This window comes from Mesorhizobium argentiipisi (SeqCode), assembly GCF_037179585.1.
GTDB classification, from domain to species: Bacteria; Pseudomonadota; Alphaproteobacteria; order Rhizobiales; family Rhizobiaceae; genus Mesorhizobium; species Mesorhizobium argentiipisi.
Map to the genome: position 1 here is coordinate 1 of NZ_JAPYKO010000121.1, position 434 is coordinate 434.

Consider the following 434-nt stretch of genomic DNA (forward strand, 5'->3'; position numbering starts at 1 on the left):
TATCCCGCAGACTCGCCCCCCGCCGCTGACCACCGCCAGCGGGAGTAGTGGTGGGCCTCGGAGTGGTGTTTGGGTAATCCTGCGAAGTGCTCATAGCACTAAGGCAACCACACCCACGCCCTCCACGAAAGGCCAACCACACTCACCCTGTGGACAACCCGCACGCCGCCATTGTGGTTATCCACAGAAAACCAGGCTGGCCGCAGTGTTCGATAGCATTTAGGCTTCCATGTCGGTATGAGACTCTACTCTTGGAGCCATGGGCTTTTTAGACAACCTCCGCAACCGCTACACCCCACGCACACCGGGCAAACCAGTCTTTGCCGTCATTGACACCGAAACCACCGGCTTTAACAAGCGCTACGACCGCATCATTGAAATCGCTGCCGTACGCGCAGACAGCCACTTCAACCCCGTCGACTCCTGGCACACAC

1 protein-coding gene is annotated in these 434 nt (G+C 58.5%); it reads left to right on the forward strand.

What is annotated here, in order from left to right; all coding sequences use genetic code 11:
* Positions 1–259: 259 nt before the first annotated feature.
* Positions 260–434, forward strand: a 175-nt coding sequence (locus tag O7A05_RS34585; protein WP_415927099.1) for an exonuclease domain-containing protein, incomplete at its 3' end; no start/stop codon positions are given.